Below are 18,247 nucleotides of genomic sequence, written 5' to 3'. Positions count from 1 at the left end.
TGATACAAAAGTTTTCCTCAAAAGATTCTTAAGTCTATTTTTTAATTAACTTTCTATTTTATTCCTGTGCATTATGTTAGAAGCGGTTATTGTTGATGATGAAATCAAAGCGCTCCAAAGCCTATCTTGGGAGCTGACGAATTTCAGCGACGAAATACATGTTTCGGCCTCGTTTACGAATCCATTAGAAGCCCTGGAATATCTTGAAAAGAATACCCCTGATTGTCTTTTTCTTGATATTGAAATGCCTACTATGGACGGTTTTCAGTTCATACAAAAACTGAAGAACAAGAATTTTCCTGTTGTTATCACTACGGCTTACAACCAATACGCTATAAAGGCCCTAAAAAATGAAGCTATTGACTATCTACTTAAGCCGATAGATACCGACGACCTTCAGGAAACAATCGTAAAAATCAAAAAATTCAATTCCAAGAACTTTACGGCAGAACGGCTGGAGAAAATTCTTTTGAACTTTAATTCCAAGTCCCTGAATAAAAAGATTACCTTAAATACCGATGGCAAATTACTTTTTCTTGAAAGCGATGAGATTCTATACGCGGAATCAGATGGAAACTATAGTACCATATTCCTAGCCGATGGACAAAAAATAGTATTGACTAAAAAATTAAAAGAAGTAAACGCGCTTCTACCGGAAGATTCCTTTTTTAGGATACATAATTCCTTTATCATCAACTTGAATAAAATAAAAGAGTTTTTAAAGACCGATGGTTACGTTGTTCTTAAATCCAATCATAAAATTCCTGTATCGCGTCAGAAAAAATCGGATTTTCTGGATTTGCTTTAATTAATCTATGCAATCCCATCACAGCAATACCCTAAAAAGCAATTACCTATTATTTGCTGTTATGCGAAAGAGTGCTTGTCTTGCTTTCCTTTTCTTGATTTCAGTACAGTGTTGGTCCCAAGAAATTCCTCAAACATTTAGTATAGCCGTAGATAGTTTGTTGAAAAATAGACCTAAAACCTACAAGGAATTGGACAAGGTTTTAAGACCAGTTAGAAAGGATACATTTTTGATGCGTCAATTTGTAATACTGTCAGCAGAAAACAATTATCTAGACGGGCAGGCCTATGCCTTAAATCAATTAGGTAGGGCTTATAGAGACGTTTCAGAATTTTCAAAAGCCCTAAAACTATTCCAAAAAGCATTAATAGTTTCTGAAGATGCCAACAATACTGAGTTTAGGGTATACAGTCTAAACATGATCAGTGTTGTTTTTAGGCGTAGTGATGCCATAAAATCTGCCTTGGACTATAGTCAAGAGGCACTAGAATTGGCCGAAACGGTTGAAAATCCCTCCGATGGTTTAAAAAGAAGTATAAACGTTTCCTTGAACAGTATTGGAAATATTTACCAAGTTTTGGAACAATATGATTTGGCTATTGACAAGTTTTCCCAGTCCATGGCTTTGGAAAGCGAACTGGGCAATAAGTTGGGCTTGGCCATAAACCATCAGAATATAGGGGAATGTTATGAAGCCCAAGGCAAATTGGATTTGGCTTTGAACAGCTTTGAGACGTCGCTAAAGTTCAACAAGGAAATCAATTCAAAAAGAGGAATAACCATTTGCAATTATAGCATTGCCCATGTTCTAGTACACCAGGGAAAAACAGATGAAGCTATCGCAATCCTCAAAAAAACGTTGGAAGAAGCAAAAATATTAGGTGATCAAAAAATCATTACATCTATCTACGTAAATCTGGGATTCGCCTATATCAAAAATGAGAACTATATTGACGCCGAATATAATTTAAACGAGAGCCTGTCATTGGCCAAACAGTATAACTTACCAGCGGAGATTGCAGAGTCTTATAAATTTCTGTCCGAGTTACAAATCAAAAAAGACAACTTTGAAAAGGGAATGAAATTCTATAAAGAGTTCAAGAAATATGAGGAGCAAATAACAAGTAATCTCAACTTACGTTATGTAAACGATATGATTGTGCGTTATGAATCCGAAAAAAGAACTAACCAAATTGAAACGCTTGCCAAGGAAAATGAAAGCGTCCGCCAAAAATTACGCAAGAACAGGACCATGTTGCTAATAAGTGGGATAGCCTTAGCTCTCTTAGCGGGAATTTTATATATTCTCTACAGACAATATCAATTAAACAGCGAAAAGAAATTGTTGACTTTAGAACAGACCATGTTAAGAAGTCAGATGAATCCGCATTTCCTGTTCAATTCCCTAAATTCTATAAAGCTGTATATCATTAACAACGAAAAGAAAAATGCGGTACATTATCTAAACAAGTTTTCAAAGTTGGTTAGGAAAATTTTAGAAGCTTCCTCACAGCGAGAAATATCTTTAGCCGAAGAGTTGGAAACAGTTGAACTTTATATGAACATAGAAAATATAAGATTCTCCAATGAAATAAATTTCAAGATCAATATTGCCGCTGAATTGGATGTACATAACATAAAAATACCTTCACTGATACTACAGCCTTTTTTGGAAAATGCCTTATGGCATGGACTTTCATTAAAAGAAGGAGAAAAGAACATTACGCTAGATGTAGAAAAAGGTCAGAACGGTTTTATAAATATCGCTATTACCGATGATGGTTTGGGCCGGGACGCGGCAGAAAAAATTAAAGAAAGCAAAGTCTTAAAAAGAAAATCAGTGGGCATTGATATTACCAAAGAACGACTTGCCAACTTTTCCAGAGATTACCAAAACTCATTTCATGTCGAAATTATAGATTTATTTGATGAGAAAAATAAAGCCAGTGGTACGAAAATAGTACTGCACATTCCTACTATTTAAGGTACTCATTGGCCACCTCTTCCAACTCGGCATACCAAGCCTCTCCAAATTTCCTTATCAATGCCTCTTTTACGAACTTATAGATCGGGACCTCTAGTTCATTCCCCAAGGCACAGGCGGGATCGCATATTTGCCATTTATGGTAATTCACCGCTGTCAATCCGGTATATTCACGAATCCTTACAGGATACAAATGGCAGGATACGGGCTTTTTCCACGTTATTTTCCCTTGATTATAAGCCTCTTCTATTCCACATTTAGCAATGCTCCTCTCGTCAAATATAACGTAGGCGCATGCGCTACCTCCTACTAAGGGCGTTTCCCATTCACCATCCTCGCCCTTCACAAATGCGCCTTGATCCTCTATAACGGCAATCCCCTCTGGACTAAGAAAAGGTTTTACTTTGGAATAAATATCAACTAATATTTCTGTCTCCTTATCTTCCAGAGGTGCTCCGGCATCCCCATCAATACAACATGCCCCTTTACAGGCGGTTAGATTACAAACAAAATCATGTTCTATAATTTCTTCAGAAACAATGGTCTTTCCTAATTGGAACATTCGTTTTTTTTGAGGAAAGATACATTTTTTAGGTCTTTATTCGCCGCAATTATTTTTAAATTAAGCTAAGAATGCCTTCTTATAATCTTAGCTTTGCAAAAAAATTTCAGTCATGGAATTTCATTTTAACTTTAGGGAAATTGCCACTGCAAGTATGGTTCTTTTTGCAGTGATCGATATATTAGGGAGTATTCCCATTATCATAGGGCTACGGAACAAAGTGGGGCATATTCAATCTGAAAAGGCTTCAGTAGTGGCTGCCTGTATTATGGTGGCGTTCCTCTTTTTAGGCGAAGAGATATTAAACCTTATTGGGATAGACGTAAACTCATTTGCCGTAGCGGGAGCCTTTATCATCTTTTTTTAGCTATAGAAATGATTTTGGGGATATCACTGTATAAGGATGATGAACCGGAAAGCGCTTCCATTGTACCCATAGCCTTTCCTCTAATAGCTGGCGCCGGGACTTTGACCTCTTTGCTTTCCTTAAGGGCAGAGTACTATGTGGAGAATATTATCGTAGCCATAATCGTGAATATTATTTTCGTGTACTTGGTATTAAAATCTTCCGTAAAGTTGGAGCGGATTCTAGGCAAAATTGGTGTTAGTGTTATAAGAAAGGTTTTTGGCGTAATACTTATGGCTATTGCGGTAAAATTGTTTACTTCGAACATTAATCAACTTTTTTAATAGTCCCAATGACTTTATCTTTGTAGAAAATCATGTTATGAGCAGAACACTCACAATTATTTTAATTCTTTCAGCGCTTGGGCTTATCGTCTATAACGTGACCTTGATAGACTTTGAGAACCTGTTAGAGGGCAATAGTATAATTGCGCTCATTGGAATTATGGCATCATTTTGCGCAATAGTTCTTTTATTAATTTTCAACGCCAGTAAGAAAGTTCAGAAAAAAATTGAGGATTAGTTAGCACTCTGAATAACCTGGGCTTTTCCCTGCTTAACAGTGGGATTGTCCAGTTGTAAAACTTTCTTTAGCATAGGATCTTCGCTGCTTTTTATTTTAGCATGGATATTGGCATCGAACAACTGCTCCGCTAGAGCCGCTTTTAGATAAAGCTTAATATTATCCTCATAGTCGTAAAAGCTCATCTTTAGATTTCTCTTTACGGAATAGTCCACGAATTTTTCGAAGAGAATATCATCAACCCTAAAATCATTTATAAATTCCTCCCTACTATATTGGGAATAGCGCGTTCTATCCTCGTCTAAATGCTCAAACACGAAAAATGAAAGAAACCCTAGGCTATCCATACTCTCTACGGCCTCTTCCTCGTTAGTACCAATCGGCACAAATACATCCGGAATGATACCGCCACCCCCATAGACGATTTTTCCTTTCGGGGTGGTGAACTTAAGAGAATCAGCAACTTTTATACTATCCACGGAAATCATTTCCCCACTATGGTACCGCTCCGTAAAGCGTTGGTAGTAATCCTTGTTCCCGTTCGCATACGTTTTCTGAATGCTCCTTCCGGACGGCGTATAATATCTAGAAACAGTAAGCCGCACCGCGGAACCATCCCCTAAAGCCATCTCCCGCTGTACCAATCCTTTCCCAAAAGAACGTCTTCCTATAATAGTACCGATATCGTTGTCTTGCAATGCCCCTGCAATTATTTCGCTCGCGGAGGCGGAACGTTCATTAATTAAAACGTAAATAGGCTTATCTTCAAAACTACCATCATCAGTGGCGTACGTTTTATCCACTTTGCCTTTTTTATTCTTTGTAAAGAGGATTAGTTTTCCTTCTTTGAGAAATTCATCGGCCATTTGTTCTGCAACCCCCAAATAACCACCCGGATTATCCCTTAAATCCAATACCAATTTTTTGGCCCCTTGTTTTTGCAAAATGCTAAGTGCGGACTTAAATTCCTTAAAGGTTGATTCAGCAAAGCGATTTACCTTTATGAAGCCAATATCATCGCTAAGCATGTAACGGGCCTCCACACTTTTTATGGGTACAATTCCACGTTTTAAGTTTACAGTTATTACTTTATCCTCGCTTTTTCTGTAGACCTTAAGTTTTACGGGGGAACCAGCTTTTCCCTTAAGCTTTTCCACGATAACATCACTTGGAATTCCCTTGCCGTATAAGGTGTCATTATCGGCCATAAGGATTCGATCACCCGGCTTTATACCTTTCAGATAACTTGGACCATTTTTTACGGTCCTGATAACGGCAATCGTATCGCGATAAGGATAAAAATTTATTCCGATTCCTACAAAATCGCCTTTCATGTTTTCAGAAACCCTTGTCATCTCTTTTTTGGAAATATAAACCGAATGCGGGTCTAGTTTCTCCAAGATACTGTTTACGGTAACGTCCACAATACTGTCCGTATTCACCTCATCCACATACTCATAGTCAATATAATCTATCAATCTGTTAAGTTTGTCCTTCTTAGAATTGGTCGTGAAAAGTCGCTCCGGGGTATCATTAAAATGTAACTTTCCACCCACAAAAATGCCCAAGGCTAAAGCTGCTGCAATGAAAGTCGGTATGAGAAAACTATATTTTTTCATTCTTCTTTTAAAATTTTTTATGCCCCTATCTTAGACATATGCATTAATTCAACTCCGGCCTTCTCCAAAAACTTCAATCCGGAGTCATCCTTGTAGGCTACTTGATAAACAACACGTTTTATGCCAGATTGATGTATGAGCTTACTACATTCTCTACACGGGGACAGGGTTATGTACAAAGTAGCTCCCTGACAGGATTGAGTAGAGGAGGCAACTTTTAAAATGGCGTTAGCTTCCGCATGTAGAACGTACCATTTAGTATACCCTTCTTCATCCTCACAGTAATTTTCGAACCCGGTTGGGGTACCGTTATAGCCGTCCGAAATAATCATGCGACCCTTAACAATAATGGCCCCCACTTGCTTGCGTTCGCAATACGAGAGTTTACCCCACTCTTGCGCCATGCGAAGATAGGCTTTATCGTATTTTTCTTGTTTGGATTTCTTCAAAATGCCGAAGGATAATTTACTAAGATACCGGCTTTAAAAACCACCTACAACCACATAAGGTTAATTTTAACAAAACGGGCTACCATGGAAACGTTTGATACAACATCGGTATTGTAATCAACAGGACAATTGCACTGGCGACCCAAATAAAAATAGCCTGCTTAATCTTGAATACGGACAGCGAAACGTAAGTCAAAATCAAAATGGATAAAACGATAATTACTTGCGACACTTCAATGCCCGTGGCAAAACCAATTAATGGTATTATCTTTTCCTCTTCCCCTGCCACTAACATCTTAAAATAATTGGAAAAACCGAAACCATGGATAAGTCCGAAAAAGGCAGTGGCTATACTATGCAGAGCAATCGTTTTTTTTGCCTGAAGCATGTTTTGGTATGCTATATTAAAAATTGCGGTTAAGGCAATCGTCACAGGAATTAAGAACTCGATCAAGGAAACATCCATTAAAACTATCTCATAGACCGAAAGCATCAAAGACAGGCAATGGGTAACGGTAAAAACAGTGGCTAAGATCAATACTTTTTTCCACTGATTAAAGGTAAAAGGTATCGCCAAGGCAGAAAGGAAAAGTATATGGTCATAGGCACCAAAATCCAGCACATGGTCCAATCCTAATTTTATATAAAACCAAAATTCTTGCATTCTATAGTTCTATTAAATACTTGCAATAATACCCGTAACATTATTAACCGATTCCACGTTCCTTCTGAATGGTCTCATAAGCCAATTGCACCTGTTTAAACTTCTCTTCGGCTCCATTTTTAATGGCCTCATTTTGCGTATTTACACGATCTGGGTGGTACTTTTTCGCCATTGTCCTATATGCTTTTTTTACTTCTTCATTGGAGGCAGACTTCTCTATTTCCAAAATTTTATAAGCATTATCGGCAGATTTTATGAACATGGCCATTATGCTCTCAAAATCACTGAGGGATACTCTTAAGTACCTGGCAATTTCCCTAATCTTGTTTATTTCTGGGTTAGTAACCCTGCCATCTGCTTGCGCTATCCCAAATAAAAAATGGAGTAATTGCAACCGAACTTCGTATCGGGTCCGTTGCGTAAGGAAATTACAGATATGCTGTGCAGAAATCTCCCTTTTCTTATTGATTTCATTGAACGTCCTAAAAATGGCATTCGCCTTTTCCTTACCGTAAGTGCTTACAAAATATTGCCTTACGTAATCCATTTCGGATTGGCTCACTTGCCCGTCCGCCTTAATTACGATAGAACAAAGCGACAATAAATTCAATTCAAAATCGGCCGGTGAGACAGATTGTCTAGTAAAATCACTGAAAACCGTTCTAGCACCCTGATTATTTGAACCAAATAATCCGTCTAAAACGCTTCCCGCAAAAAAACCCAATATAGCTCCTGAAAGTCCTCTCAAAAAAAAGCCAATTAAGGCCCCAACCCATTTTATCATACCCTCTTTTTCATATTTGCCAAAGATATTACAAAGAACCAAGAAATTAGAGGCTATGGCTAACACCTTTATCACTTACACTTTTAAATCTTGATTAGTTTTAGTCTTAGGTTTTGTCTCAAGCTGAGAAGTCAATATAGGCTACTATAAATTCATAGAACGTGACTTAATCAATTTGCTCCATAAATGTGCCCTCCTTAAAAGTTAAGGTCTCAAAAAAAAATACGACAAATTGGTTATCTTTGTTAATCGGATTTTAATTTAAAAAATAAACTATGTATCCTGCGGAATTAGTAAAACCTATGAGAGATGACTTGGCTTCTGCCGGGTTTGAAGAATTATATACGGCCGAGGCGGTAGAGAAAGCTATAAAAAAAGATGGTACTACCTTAGTGGTGGTTAATTCTGTCTGTGGCTGTGCTGCGGCCAATGCACGACCGGCGGCTAAAATGAGTTTACAAAACGAGAAAACTCCAGACCATACCGTCACAGTCTTTGCCGGCGTTGACACAGATGCCGTGAACGCTGCTAGAAACCTTATGGTTCCATTTCCTCCATCATCGCCATCAATGGCTTTGTTTAAAGATGGCGAACTAGTTCACATGATAGAACGTCACCACATTGAAGGGCGTCCTGCGGAATTGATTGCAGAGAACTTGGTGCAGGCCTATAACGAGTTTTGTTAAGCCATTCTTAACCTTAAGCAAATCAAAAATAATTGATATTAGACCACTCTAAAGGAGTGGTTTTTTATTTTTGTACTATGCAGAAAATGCTCTCCTATATCGTTACGCCTATTTTCTTTGTAGCTTTTGGAGCCTGCCTTCTTTTCTTTCATCCAATACAATGGCTAGGTTTACGGCTATTTGGTTATGCTGGACTTAAAAAAACCGTTAGTGTTCTTAATTGGTGTCTCATGCGATGCACCAATATTCTGGGCACAACTTATAGATTTACCAATCCCTATACCATTCCAACTAATCGACCCTTGATCATCGTTACCAATCATCAAAGTATGTACGATATTCCACCCATAATTTGGCATATGAGAAAACACCATCCCAAATTCGTAAGTAAGAAAGAATTGGGAAGGGGAATACCCAGTGTTTCCCATAATCTTCGCCACGGCGGATCTGTTTTAATCGATAGGAAAGATGGTAAGAGTGCCCTAATGGAAATAGGGAAATTAGGTACATATATCGAAAAGCATAACAGGAGCGCGGTAATATTTCCGGAAGGAACCCGCAGCCGTGACGGATATCCCAAACCTTTTAAACCCATGGGGCTTAAAATGTTATTGAAAAAAGCACCCACCGCCCTTATTGTACCCATTAGCATCAACAACTCCTGGAAATTGGTACGTTACGGGAAATTTCCCATGGGATTGGGCGCCAAAGTATCTTTTGACGTACACGAACCTATAGAAAACAAAGGGGATGCAGATGCACTTATCCATAGAACCGAAAAAGCTGTAAACTCAGGAATAAATTCTTTTAAATGACCGATGCCGAACTTGTAGAAGAGACCATAACCTTCGTAAAAGAAACACTGCAACATGCCGAAGGCGGGCATGATTGGTTTCACATTCAACGTGTTTTTAACAACACCATGCTAATAGCCAGGGAAGAGAAGGTAGATATACTCGTGGTTAGTTTAGGGGCACTTTTACATGATATCGCCGATGCCAAATTCCATGACGGAGATGAATCCATAGGTCCAGAAATGGCCACTAATTTTTTGAGTTCATTAAAGGTACCCAAGAAATTAATAAAGCATGTAGTGAATATTATCAACAACATTTCCTATAAATCTGGTCTGGACGATGGGAAGAGAAAAAAGAAACGGTTCAATTCCAAAGAACTTCAGGTAGTCCAAGATGCGGATCGTTTGGACGCAATGGGCGCAATTGGTATTGCAAGGGCTTTCAACTATGGGGGTTTCAAGAACAGGACGCTTTATGACCCCAATATTCCTCCCAATCTTAAGATGACCAAGGAAGCTTATAAGAAATCAACCTCCCCGACTATAAATCATTTTTACGAAAAGTTGCTACTGTTGAAGGACAAAATGAATACTAAAACCGGGAAGAAATTAGCACAGGAACGCCATGAATATATGCTAAAATACTTGGAACAATTTTATAAAGAATGGAATCCGTTGAGTGTTCCCGTTAAGGTCTAAAGCAAAATGCCGTTAATGAATTCATTAACGGCATTTTGCTTTCCCTCAATAGTTCTATGTTTATTTCTTTTCTGCTAATCCTCTGGTCAACCAACCCCTCCTATTGGCAGTTGCAATGGCGTAGGGGGTTATCCAGAATAGACCAAATGTGTATAGAATACTATAGGAATACGCCCAGAAAGACTCCTGAAAATTATAGCGTTTCGCATAAAAGATTACAGGAAACGTTGACAAAACCAAAATACTCAGTAAGGTTGAACTTAAGAATAGTAAAGGATGCGTAAGAACAAAGAAAAACATGAATATCATGAATGGATAACTCATGACAATTTTGGTTGCTTGACTAAAGAACAATAATCTAACTCCGGCCTTATTGCCTTCCCTGAAATTCTTAAAGACATATTTTGACATTTGAATATTCTCACGCACATTACTTCTACCCCATCTTATAAACATTTTGTAAAGCCCTTTATACTTTTCTGGCACATTGGTATACGCGTAGGCATTTCTTTGGAACAAAACGTGGTACCCTTGTTTTAAAATCATATTTGTCATGGCGCGATCTTCACCAATGTCAGAAGGTTGTCCCATAAAAGTTTGATTGATCCATTCCGGAAGACATGCGAAAACAGCACTAGCGCGGTAGGCAGCCAATGCCCCTGGTGTACAAAGTACCGTATTCAGACTACTTTCTGCAGAACGCACAAATTCAAAACTCAATACGAAACTTACGTCCAACATTTTGGGCAGTAACGCTTGCTCATTGTTAAGCACACGAATGTTACCGGCAACCGCACCACATTTCTCATTGGCGATGAACGGACTTACCAAATTACGTAACGTATCTTTTTTTACGATCGAATCACTATCGACCGTTACAAAAATCTCACCTGTACCCTCATTAAATCCACGGTACAACGCATGACGTTTTCCTTTATTATTAGGCTGTTGATAGATTGAAACACGATCCCCTAATTGTTTTTTAGCATCCTTCATCCAATGCCATGTATCATCTTTACTACCATCATCAATAGAAAGAAGTTGTAGTTTTTCTTTAGGAAAATCACTCTCCGCCAAGCTCATCAACGTGGCCCAAACCTGTTTCCCTTCATTATACGCGGGAACGATAACCGTTACTGTCGGTAAATCGTCATCGCTTACAGAATTAATGGCCTTGTAACGGAAATACCTGTAAAGAGTATACAAGAAGAACCCTGCCTTAAAAACGAACAAACCTGTCGCTATAATCATAAAGGTTAACCCAAAAGTACTGCTAATACGATCCGCTCGGAACTGTTCAAAGTCCGTTTGCAATACGTAAACGACGTAAATAGAGGCAAGCATTAGTACAAAAGTACTTCCCATAACAAACACCCCCCAGGCATTGGCGGTAGCTAAGAACGTCTTTATCGTCTTAAAAAAATGGAACCTTTTAAGATTTTTATCTTCCTGGTTGTTTTCGTTCGAAAAATTGGATGGTGTTGTGGTAGTATTTTCAACCTTCATATAAGTAATCTTATTTTTGATTTGTTCTGGTAGACTTACGTGTTATAGCCTAGTTTGGATTGCGTATTGTGATATTTTTAGGCTATTAAGTCATCTTTAACACTTCCTTTTGATTAATGGTAATTAAGGAAAGGTCAAAATTACTATTTAACAATTACTCACCAGTCTTTAAATTGATGGAAATTAAAATATCAAGCTTGTTAAGGACTTCACGTATTGCACACTTTTTGTATCTTCCTTGCTAAGACCAAAATTTAATACCCATGCAGAGAAGAAAATTTATTAAGAATGCCACGGCAGCCTCCACTGCTTTCACCATTGTCCCCAGTTTTGTATTAGGAAAGACGCATACGCCCCCCAGTGATACCCTTTACATGGGAGCTTTTGGAGTTGGTGGACGAGGGGCAGGGGTTATCCAGGGATTGAATGCCACGCAAAAAGTGAAATTCGTAGCCTTATGCGATGTTGATGATAGGCGTGCCGCGGAGACCTATGCGGCATATCCCGATGCAAAGCAATTTAAAGATTACCGAAAAGTATATGATAAACATTTAAAGGATATTGATGCGATTATGGTCGCAACACCAGATCATATGCACGCCTCAATTGCCCTACCATTTATGCGCGCCAAAAAGCACGCTTATGTAGAAAAACCTTTGACACACAATATCAATGAAGCCAGATTAATGACCAATGTGGCCAAAGAAAACGGCATCGTCACCCAAATGGGGAATCAGGGCGCCTCCAGTGATGGCAGTCGCGAGGCAAAGGAATGGATACAGTCCGGAGTAATAGGTAAGGTCTACAAAGTTGATTGTTGGACCAACAGACCCGTATGGCCACAGGGTGTTCCCGTTCCAACCGGTAAGGACCCTATTCCAAAAGGATTGGATTGGGACCTATGGCTGGGTAAAGCTGAGATGCGCGATTATAACGATGCCTATCTCCCTTTTAAATGGCGTGGCTTCTGGGATTTTGGAACCGGCGCTTTGGGCGATATGGGTTGCCATATTATGGAAACACCATTTGGAGTTTTAGATTTAGGCTATCCTACGGAAGCCGAAGCTAGCTGTTCTACCAATTGGATAGGTGATTTTGTAGAGGCAGATTATAGTGAATCGTGCCCCGCCTCCTCAATCGTAAGACTAAAATTCAATACCGAAGAACATGGTGATATTGCCCTGAACTGGTACGATGGTGGATTACTCCCTGATTTACCGGATGAACTAAAAGATGGCGAAACCATTGGTGATGGCGGTGGAGGAAGTATTTTCTATGGTAACCGAGGTATTTTGGTCTGTGACGCTTATTCCAGAAACGCTAGATTGTTGCCTTCCAGCACCATGAAACTTTTGACACCTCCTAGCCCCTACCTAAAAAGGATTGAAGGTGACACTGGTGGACACCAACGAAATTTCGTAGAAGGGTGTTTGAACGGCACGGAAACCTCCTCCGACTTTAAGCGCTCCGGCCCTCTTACCGAAGCTGTACTCATGGGGAACTTGGCCATAAAAGCCTATCAGTACAAAAAACTGAAAGAAGGCAAGAAACTTGGTGATTGGGATCCGTTCGAGTATCCTGGAAGACGCAAAATCCTTTGGGACGGCGCCAATATGAAAGTGACCAATTGGGATTTGGCCAATGATTGGGTAAAAGGAAATTATCGTAAAGGCTGGGAATTAAGCTAGGTGTTTTAGCTAAAATTAATAATGAAAAAAATTATTGGAATTGGAATTTTATCCTTCTCGATTATTTCTTGTGGATATCTATTTCAACTTGAGAATGACAAAATTCTGACTGAAAAAATTGAAGCGGAATTATACTCAAAAAATAAAATAATTGATTTTGCGAAAGTTGCCGATTTTGAATGGGATGCTCTATTTATCCTTGGACCTTATTCGCAAGTGGAAGAGATTGAAGAAGAATTAAATTTAAATCTTATAAACATAAGGCAAAACGGAATTGAATATTCTGATTTTTACGATTTAGTAGTTTTTTTGAAAGACAGAAAGGCTATAAGAATTATTGAGCTTAAAAGAGCAATGGATCCTGTAAGGACAATAATCGACAAAGAAAAAAGTAGCTTTATAAAAGGGAATGATGGTATAGTAAGATTGGCGGAATAAAAAACGTTTATTAACTATGTATATTAATAATTGCTCAGTTACGAGCTAAACTGCTTCTTGGTTGTCTTATGTTCGCTCCGCCAGGAACACCTGAGGTGAAGTTTACAGCAAATGCTGTCTTTTTCAAAAGCTATAAATTCAAAATTCTATTATTCATTAGAAAGAGAGAATAAAGCGAACTGAATTCAATAGAAAATCATAAATTCAATTTTCTTAAAACCAACATTGATGAAATTTCAAACTTCTATTTTCTGGAGCCTAACGGTTTGCATACTCCTAATTGCCTCTTGCTCAGGCCCTGAAAGACAAACTGCCACTTTACTTATTCATGGTGGACCCATCTATACTGTAGACTCTACGCAGGCCATGGTAGAGGCTGTGGCAACAAAAGGAGATACTATTCTTTTTGTGGGAACATTAGCAGAAGCGGAGCAGTTTAAGACAGAACAGACCCAAGTCATCGATTTAAAAGGTAAAACCATGACTCCTGGTTTAATTGAAGGTCATGGCCATTTTATGGGATTGGGCTATAACGAACTGAACCTGGATTTAATGAACACGACCAGCTATCAGGAAATAGTGGACGCCGTAGCCGAAGAAGTAAAAAAAGTGGAACCTGGTGAATGGATAACCGGTAGAGGCTGGCACCAAAGCAAGTGGGACGAAATGCCCTCCGATACCGTACATGGATTCCAAACGCACTATAAACTTAGCGAAGTATCCCCCAATAATCCCGTATACCTACGCCACGCAAGTGGTCATGCAGGTTTTGCCAATGCCAAAGCCATGGAGATTGCCGGTCTAGAAATCCTTTCCAAGGACGGCATAGACAAGTTTGAAGTAGAAGGTGGAGAAGTTATGCGCGATGAATTGGGAAGACCCACGGGTATTTTCAATGAACGTGCCATGACACTCATTACTCAACATATCCCCGAGTCTACACCGGAAAAAAATGTTAAAGCTTTTGAACTGGCGGTAGCCGCCTGCCATAAGAATGGGATTACAGGTTTTCATGACGCGGGTATAGGAAAAGAGACGATTCAACTTTACAATGGAATGAAAGGTGCGGACAAAATGAAAGTCCGTATGTATGGCATGCTCACAGGATGGGATAAGGATTTGCTCAGCGATTGGTATGAAAAAGGTCCGATGGTAGACCCCGATAACCTGTTTACCATCCGTTCCGTTAAACTCAATTGCGACGGTGCCCTCGGTTCACGAGGTGCCTGGCTTCTGGAAGATTATACGGATAGACCTGGACATTTTGGACACGAAACCTTACCCATGGAATTCGTGAAAGAAACGGCATTGAACGGATTAAGGAACGGATTCCAAGTTTGTTCCCATGCCATAGGCGACCGTGCCAACCAAGAAATATTGAACCGTTATGAAGCCGCGTTTACCGAACTGCCAGAATTAAAATACGACCATAGATTTCGGATAGAACATGCGCAACATTTACATCCAGATGATATTCCCCGTTTTGCCGAGTTAGGTGTTATTCCTGCAATGCAAGCGGTACATATGTCTTCGGACAGGCCTTGGGCCATTGACCGTCTGGGTGAAAAGCGGATTAAGGAAGGTGCCTATATGTGGCAAGCCCTTTTAAAAAGCGGTATCCCAATCGTAAACGGAACCGATGTGCCCGTGGAACCCTTAAACCCTATTGCAAGTTTTTACGCCAGTGTAAGTCGTAAAACTTTAAAAGGAACACCGGAGAATGGTTATGAACCTGAGCAAAAAATGACTCGGGAACAAGCGTTACGTTCTTATACTTTGGATGCCGCCTACGGTGCTTTTGAGGAAGACATTAAAGGATCTATTACCGTTGGTAAAATGGCAGACTTTACGATTTACAATCAAGATTTGATGCAAGTCCCCGAAGAGGAACTCCTTAAAACTGAGATAGAAATGACCATCTTTGATGGGGAAGTTGTTTATGATAAGGGGGATTGAAAAAGTTTAAAATAATTTCAACTGGCCGTCCTTAAAAGCTTCGTGAAGATCAGTCCTTAGCTTGGGTAAATTCTTTTTTTGAAATAGGTCCGTTTGGCCAATTCCATTAAATCATGGATTTGGGTGGCAATTTTACCTTCGCCCCGACTTCGAATTCCAAAGCGACTGTCATTTAGTGTTCCACCATGGCATTCTTGTATCTGATGTAAAACTTTATCCGCTTTGTTGGGCATGGTCTTTTTTATCCAATCTGTAAAAATTCCTCCTATGGCACCGTTCAACCTTACCACTGTAAAGGCAAAAGAACTTGCGCCGTTTTCCGATACCGCTTTGGCGAGATTCATTATTTCGTGACTGTTAATTCCAGGGATAATAGGAGCTAGCATGGCATTTACGGGAATATTGTTTTCTGATAAAATACGTATCGTTTCCAATCGCTTTTTAATCGTAGCAGTTCTGGGTTCCAAGATTCTCCTTGTATCCTCGGATAGGGAAGTAATGGAAACGTTGACCCCAATCAATTGATGCTCGTTAAGTTTTTTCAGGATATCTAAATCCCTTAATATCAATGCATTTTTTGTAATTATCCCCACGGGATGCCGGTATTTTAAGAACACTTTTAAACATGCTCTGGTAATTTTAAATTTCTTTTCTGCCGGCTGGTAGCAATCCGTATTACCTGACATGACAATGGTATTGGCTTTCCAAGTTTTGCTCTTTATTTTAGATTCAAGGAGCTTTGGAGCGTCCTTTTTTACCAAAATTCTTCGTTCAAATTCCAGTCCGGGACTATACCCCCAAAATTCATGTGTATTTCTGGCGTAACAATAAATGCATCCATGTTCACATCCCTGATATGGATTCATGGAATATCGCATCCCAACGTCAGGGCTCGTGACCTTATTTACAATAGTTTTGGGGAAAATAGGAATGTATTGGGTTCGATTATTAGCGGCATCCTCACCTTCAATACGGCAAAATTCCAAAAAATCATCCCGTGTTTCATGTACGTGCTGGAAAAATTTATTTGGGGTATTTAATTGAGCTCCTCTCCCTTTTAAGGATAAGTTTTCGAACATAAAATGGATTTATTCCAAAAATATGGAATAAATCCTAATTCTATAATTATTTAACACCTACATGAACAAGCTGTTTCTTTGTTCCGCGTTTGGCATAAAATAGTAATTTATCCGTAGTGGCATCAACAAGTGGCATAGAGACCATTAAGGGTAACCTTGCTTCGGTATCATCTATTACCTTATCGTAATTCATATGCCCGTTTTCATCCAATTTGATTAAGAATATATTTTTATTTCTGCCCAATCCCTGTTTGAACATTATTCGATCTGCACCTAATTGTTGTGGATTCTCCGATGCCGTACTAATAAAGAAATATGTATTACCACCTTTTGTATAGGCACTATAGGAAGTGTAAGCCCCGTCTCCTTGTGTTACCTCGGTCTTGTTAATATTACGTGCCCAGATCATATCGCCTTCAGGACTGAGCTTTACACTAACAATATCGTTGTAATGGTATCGCGTTACGAGTAAACGCCCGCCACTGGAATTGGCTTGAGTGCTTGTGCTGGTAAAGTATTCCTCTGCGTTGAATAGGATGTATCCGTCATTGGTAATGTCCATACTTTTAAACACAAGGTCTTTAATAGTCTTATCGTCCTCCCGTCCAAATTTATCCATCATAAACTGGCTGGAAAACGGATTGAACTTCTGGGATTCTATATTAAGTGAATTGGGATTCAATTTAAAATAGGCTATGCCATTGTACCGATTATCTTTCCGATCCGCATAAAACCCTATACATAACAGCTTATCATTTTTGAATATGGGTTTAAGTGCCTCAGGAAATTTTCCTGGGGTGTAGAATGATTGTGTACTTCTACCTTGCTGAGAAATACGGACCAATTCGTATTGAAACTTTCTTTCGGTAGCATTAAATCGTTTCTTTTTAAAGTAAGCCTTACCAACCAAATAAACATTCCTTAAATCCTCAGAAAAAACAATATTTTCAAAGGCGTAATTTTTTTCCTCTACCTCATCAGAAAAATCATGCTCCATTAATTTTCGCAGACTGGCATCAAATACATGAATTATATGTTGATTTTCTTTTCGTTTTTTAAAATGGGTAGTTATCGCAAAAGCAGACCTGTTGTCATTGAACAAAACTGAAGTCGTGAATCCAGAAGTAAAATTCCTATTGTAATAGTTACGGTCCAACGGTTGCGAAACAGGTTCGGATGGAATGGATAAAAGAACCTCTTGCGTAAAATTAAATTCCGAAAAGGGACTACGGTGTACGATATATTCGTAAGAAGCCTTATTGTAATCGTACTCTAAAAATAGTAAGTACACTTGACCATTTTTCACGTAGGCCTCAACAAAGTTAGAATTCTTTAACTTGTAATTGTACTCGGAAAGCAGTTCAAGATCCTTGTTATAATGCTCCACCAAATATCCTTTAGGTCTTAAAACAATGCCGGAATAATAGGAACGAACTACGACGGTACCTCCGTTGCCATCATCCGCTATGGACAGTAAATTGGAGTATTTGTGTCTATCATTATACTTTTCCCCTATGGTATACGCTATTTCTTCTTGTTGGGCAAATATGCCCAAAGTAGCCATAAAAAGAATTAAGAAAGCTACACTTTTGCTAAACATA

Annotated in this window: 16 protein-coding genes and 2 pseudogenes; 10 read left to right on the top strand and 8 right to left on the bottom strand. The window is 39.0% G+C overall.

The window, feature by feature from the left end; all coding sequences use genetic code 11:
- Positions 1 to 73 precede the first annotated feature (73 nt).
- Positions 74 to 808 (top strand): LytR/AlgR family response regulator transcription factor, encoded by a 735-nt coding sequence (locus N8A89_RS09000; RefSeq protein ID WP_289644194.1) that lies wholly within the window; start codon positions 74 to 76, stop codon positions 806 to 808.
- A gap of 61 nt (positions 809 to 869) precedes the next feature.
- Positions 870 to 2,792, top strand: a complete 1,923-nt coding sequence (locus N8A89_RS08995; protein ID WP_289644191.1) for a tetratricopeptide repeat-containing sensor histidine kinase — start codon at positions 870 to 872, stop codon at positions 2,790 to 2,792.
- Here the strand turns inward: N8A89_RS08995 and N8A89_RS08990 are convergent.
- Positions 2,785 to 3,354: a DUF3109 family protein gene (locus N8A89_RS08990; RefSeq protein ID WP_281541965.1), complete on the bottom strand. Its 570-nt coding sequence runs from the start codon at positions 3,352 to 3,354 to the stop codon at positions 2,785 to 2,787. The two genes, N8A89_RS08995 and N8A89_RS08990, sit on opposite strands and share 8 nt — an antisense overlap.
- Before the next feature lie 112 nt (positions 3,355 to 3,466).
- Here N8A89_RS08990 and N8A89_RS08985 point away from each other — a divergent pair.
- Positions 3,467 to 4,044, top strand: a pseudogene (locus N8A89_RS08985) (MarC family protein).
- 37 nt (positions 4,045 to 4,081) lie between these two features.
- On the top strand, positions 4,082 to 4,282 hold the full coding sequence (locus tag N8A89_RS08980; protein ID WP_281541964.1) for a hypothetical protein: 201 nt from the start codon (positions 4,082 to 4,084) through the stop codon (positions 4,280 to 4,282).
- On the opposite strand, the gene N8A89_RS08975 is transcribed toward N8A89_RS08980, so the two are convergent.
- From N8A89_RS08975 to N8A89_RS08960, 4 genes are all read right to left on the bottom strand, one after another.
- Positions 4,279 to 5,901, bottom strand: coding sequence for a S41 family peptidase (locus tag N8A89_RS08975; RefSeq protein WP_281541963.1), 1,623 nt, complete (start codon positions 5,899 to 5,901; stop codon positions 4,279 to 4,281). The two genes, N8A89_RS08980 and N8A89_RS08975, sit on opposite strands and share 4 nt — an antisense overlap.
- Before the next feature lie 17 nt (positions 5,902 to 5,918).
- A complete protein-coding gene (locus N8A89_RS08970; protein WP_281541962.1) occupies positions 5,919 to 6,350 on the bottom strand; it encodes a deoxycytidylate deaminase in 432 nt (143 codons plus the stop codon).
- Between the two features lie 79 nt (positions 6,351 to 6,429).
- The gene (locus N8A89_RS08965) at positions 6,430 to 7,014 is read right to left on the bottom strand and encodes a HupE/UreJ family protein (protein WP_281541961.1); all 585 of its coding nucleotides are present in this window, start codon (positions 7,012 to 7,014) and stop codon (positions 6,430 to 6,432) included.
- A 43-nt stretch (positions 7,015 to 7,057) separates the two neighbouring features.
- A complete protein-coding gene (locus N8A89_RS08960; RefSeq protein ID WP_289645557.1) occupies positions 7,058 to 7,798 on the bottom strand; it encodes a TerB family tellurite resistance protein in 741 nt (246 codons plus the stop codon).
- 275 nt (positions 7,799 to 8,073) lie between these two features.
- Between N8A89_RS08960 and N8A89_RS08955 the strand changes: the two genes are divergently transcribed.
- The 3 genes from N8A89_RS08955 (at position 8,074) to N8A89_RS08945 (ending at position 9,979) form a co-directional block, all read left to right on the top strand.
- Positions 8,074 to 8,484 carry a BrxA/BrxB family bacilliredoxin gene (locus tag N8A89_RS08955; protein WP_281541960.1) on the top strand — a complete coding sequence of 137 codons (411 nt, stop codon included), beginning with the start codon at positions 8,074 to 8,076 and terminating at the stop codon, positions 8,482 to 8,484.
- 77 nt (positions 8,485 to 8,561) lie between these two features.
- Positions 8,562 to 9,299, top strand: coding sequence for a lysophospholipid acyltransferase family protein (locus N8A89_RS08950; RefSeq protein ID WP_289644190.1), 738 nt, complete (start codon positions 8,562 to 8,564; stop codon positions 9,297 to 9,299).
- Complete coding sequence (locus N8A89_RS08945) at positions 9,296 to 9,979, top strand: HD domain-containing protein (protein WP_289644189.1); 684 nt, start codon at positions 9,296 to 9,298, stop codon at positions 9,977 to 9,979. The genes N8A89_RS08950 and N8A89_RS08945 overlap by 4 nt, the downstream gene beginning before the upstream one ends.
- A 60-nt stretch (positions 9,980 to 10,039) precedes the next feature.
- Here N8A89_RS08945 and N8A89_RS08940 read toward each other — a convergent pair whose 3' ends face one another.
- Positions 10,040 to 11,485 (bottom strand): glycosyltransferase family 2 protein, encoded by a 1,446-nt coding sequence (locus tag N8A89_RS08940; RefSeq protein WP_281541959.1) that lies wholly within the window; start codon positions 11,483 to 11,485, stop codon positions 10,040 to 10,042.
- 263 nt (positions 11,486 to 11,748) lie between these two features.
- On the opposite strand from N8A89_RS08940, the gene N8A89_RS08935 reads away from it, so the two are divergent.
- From N8A89_RS08935 to N8A89_RS08925, 3 genes are all read left to right on the top strand, one after another.
- Entirely contained in the window at positions 11,749 to 13,173 is a 1,425-nt protein-coding gene (locus N8A89_RS08935; protein ID WP_281541958.1) for a Gfo/Idh/MocA family protein, read from the top strand.
- Between the two features lie 21 nt (positions 13,174 to 13,194).
- Positions 13,195 to 13,611 (top strand): hypothetical protein, encoded by a 417-nt coding sequence (locus tag N8A89_RS08930; protein WP_281541957.1) that lies wholly within the window; start codon positions 13,195 to 13,197, stop codon positions 13,609 to 13,611.
- Positions 13,612 to 13,839: 228 nt separating this feature from the next.
- A complete protein-coding gene (locus N8A89_RS08925) occupies positions 13,840 to 15,567 on the top strand; it encodes an amidohydrolase (protein ID WP_281541956.1) in 1,728 nt (575 codons plus the stop codon).
- Positions 15,568 to 15,573: 6 nt separating this feature from the next.
- Here the strand turns inward: N8A89_RS08925 and N8A89_RS08920 are convergent.
- Both N8A89_RS08920 and N8A89_RS08915 read right to left on the bottom strand, forming a co-directional pair.
- Positions 15,574 to 16,646: pseudogene (locus tag N8A89_RS08920) on the bottom strand (PA0069 family radical SAM protein).
- A gap of 46 nt (positions 16,647 to 16,692) precedes the next feature.
- Positions 16,693 to 18,246, bottom strand: a complete 1,554-nt coding sequence (locus N8A89_RS08915) for a hypothetical protein (protein WP_281541955.1) — start codon at positions 18,244 to 18,246, stop codon at positions 16,693 to 16,695.
- Position 18,247: the final 1 nt, after the last annotated feature.

The organism is Maribacter aestuarii (assembly GCF_027474845.2).
Taxonomy (GTDB): Bacteria; Bacteroidota; Bacteroidia; order Flavobacteriales; family Flavobacteriaceae; genus Maribacter; species Maribacter aestuarii.
This window is presented reverse-complemented; position numbering and strand designations above follow the sequence as displayed.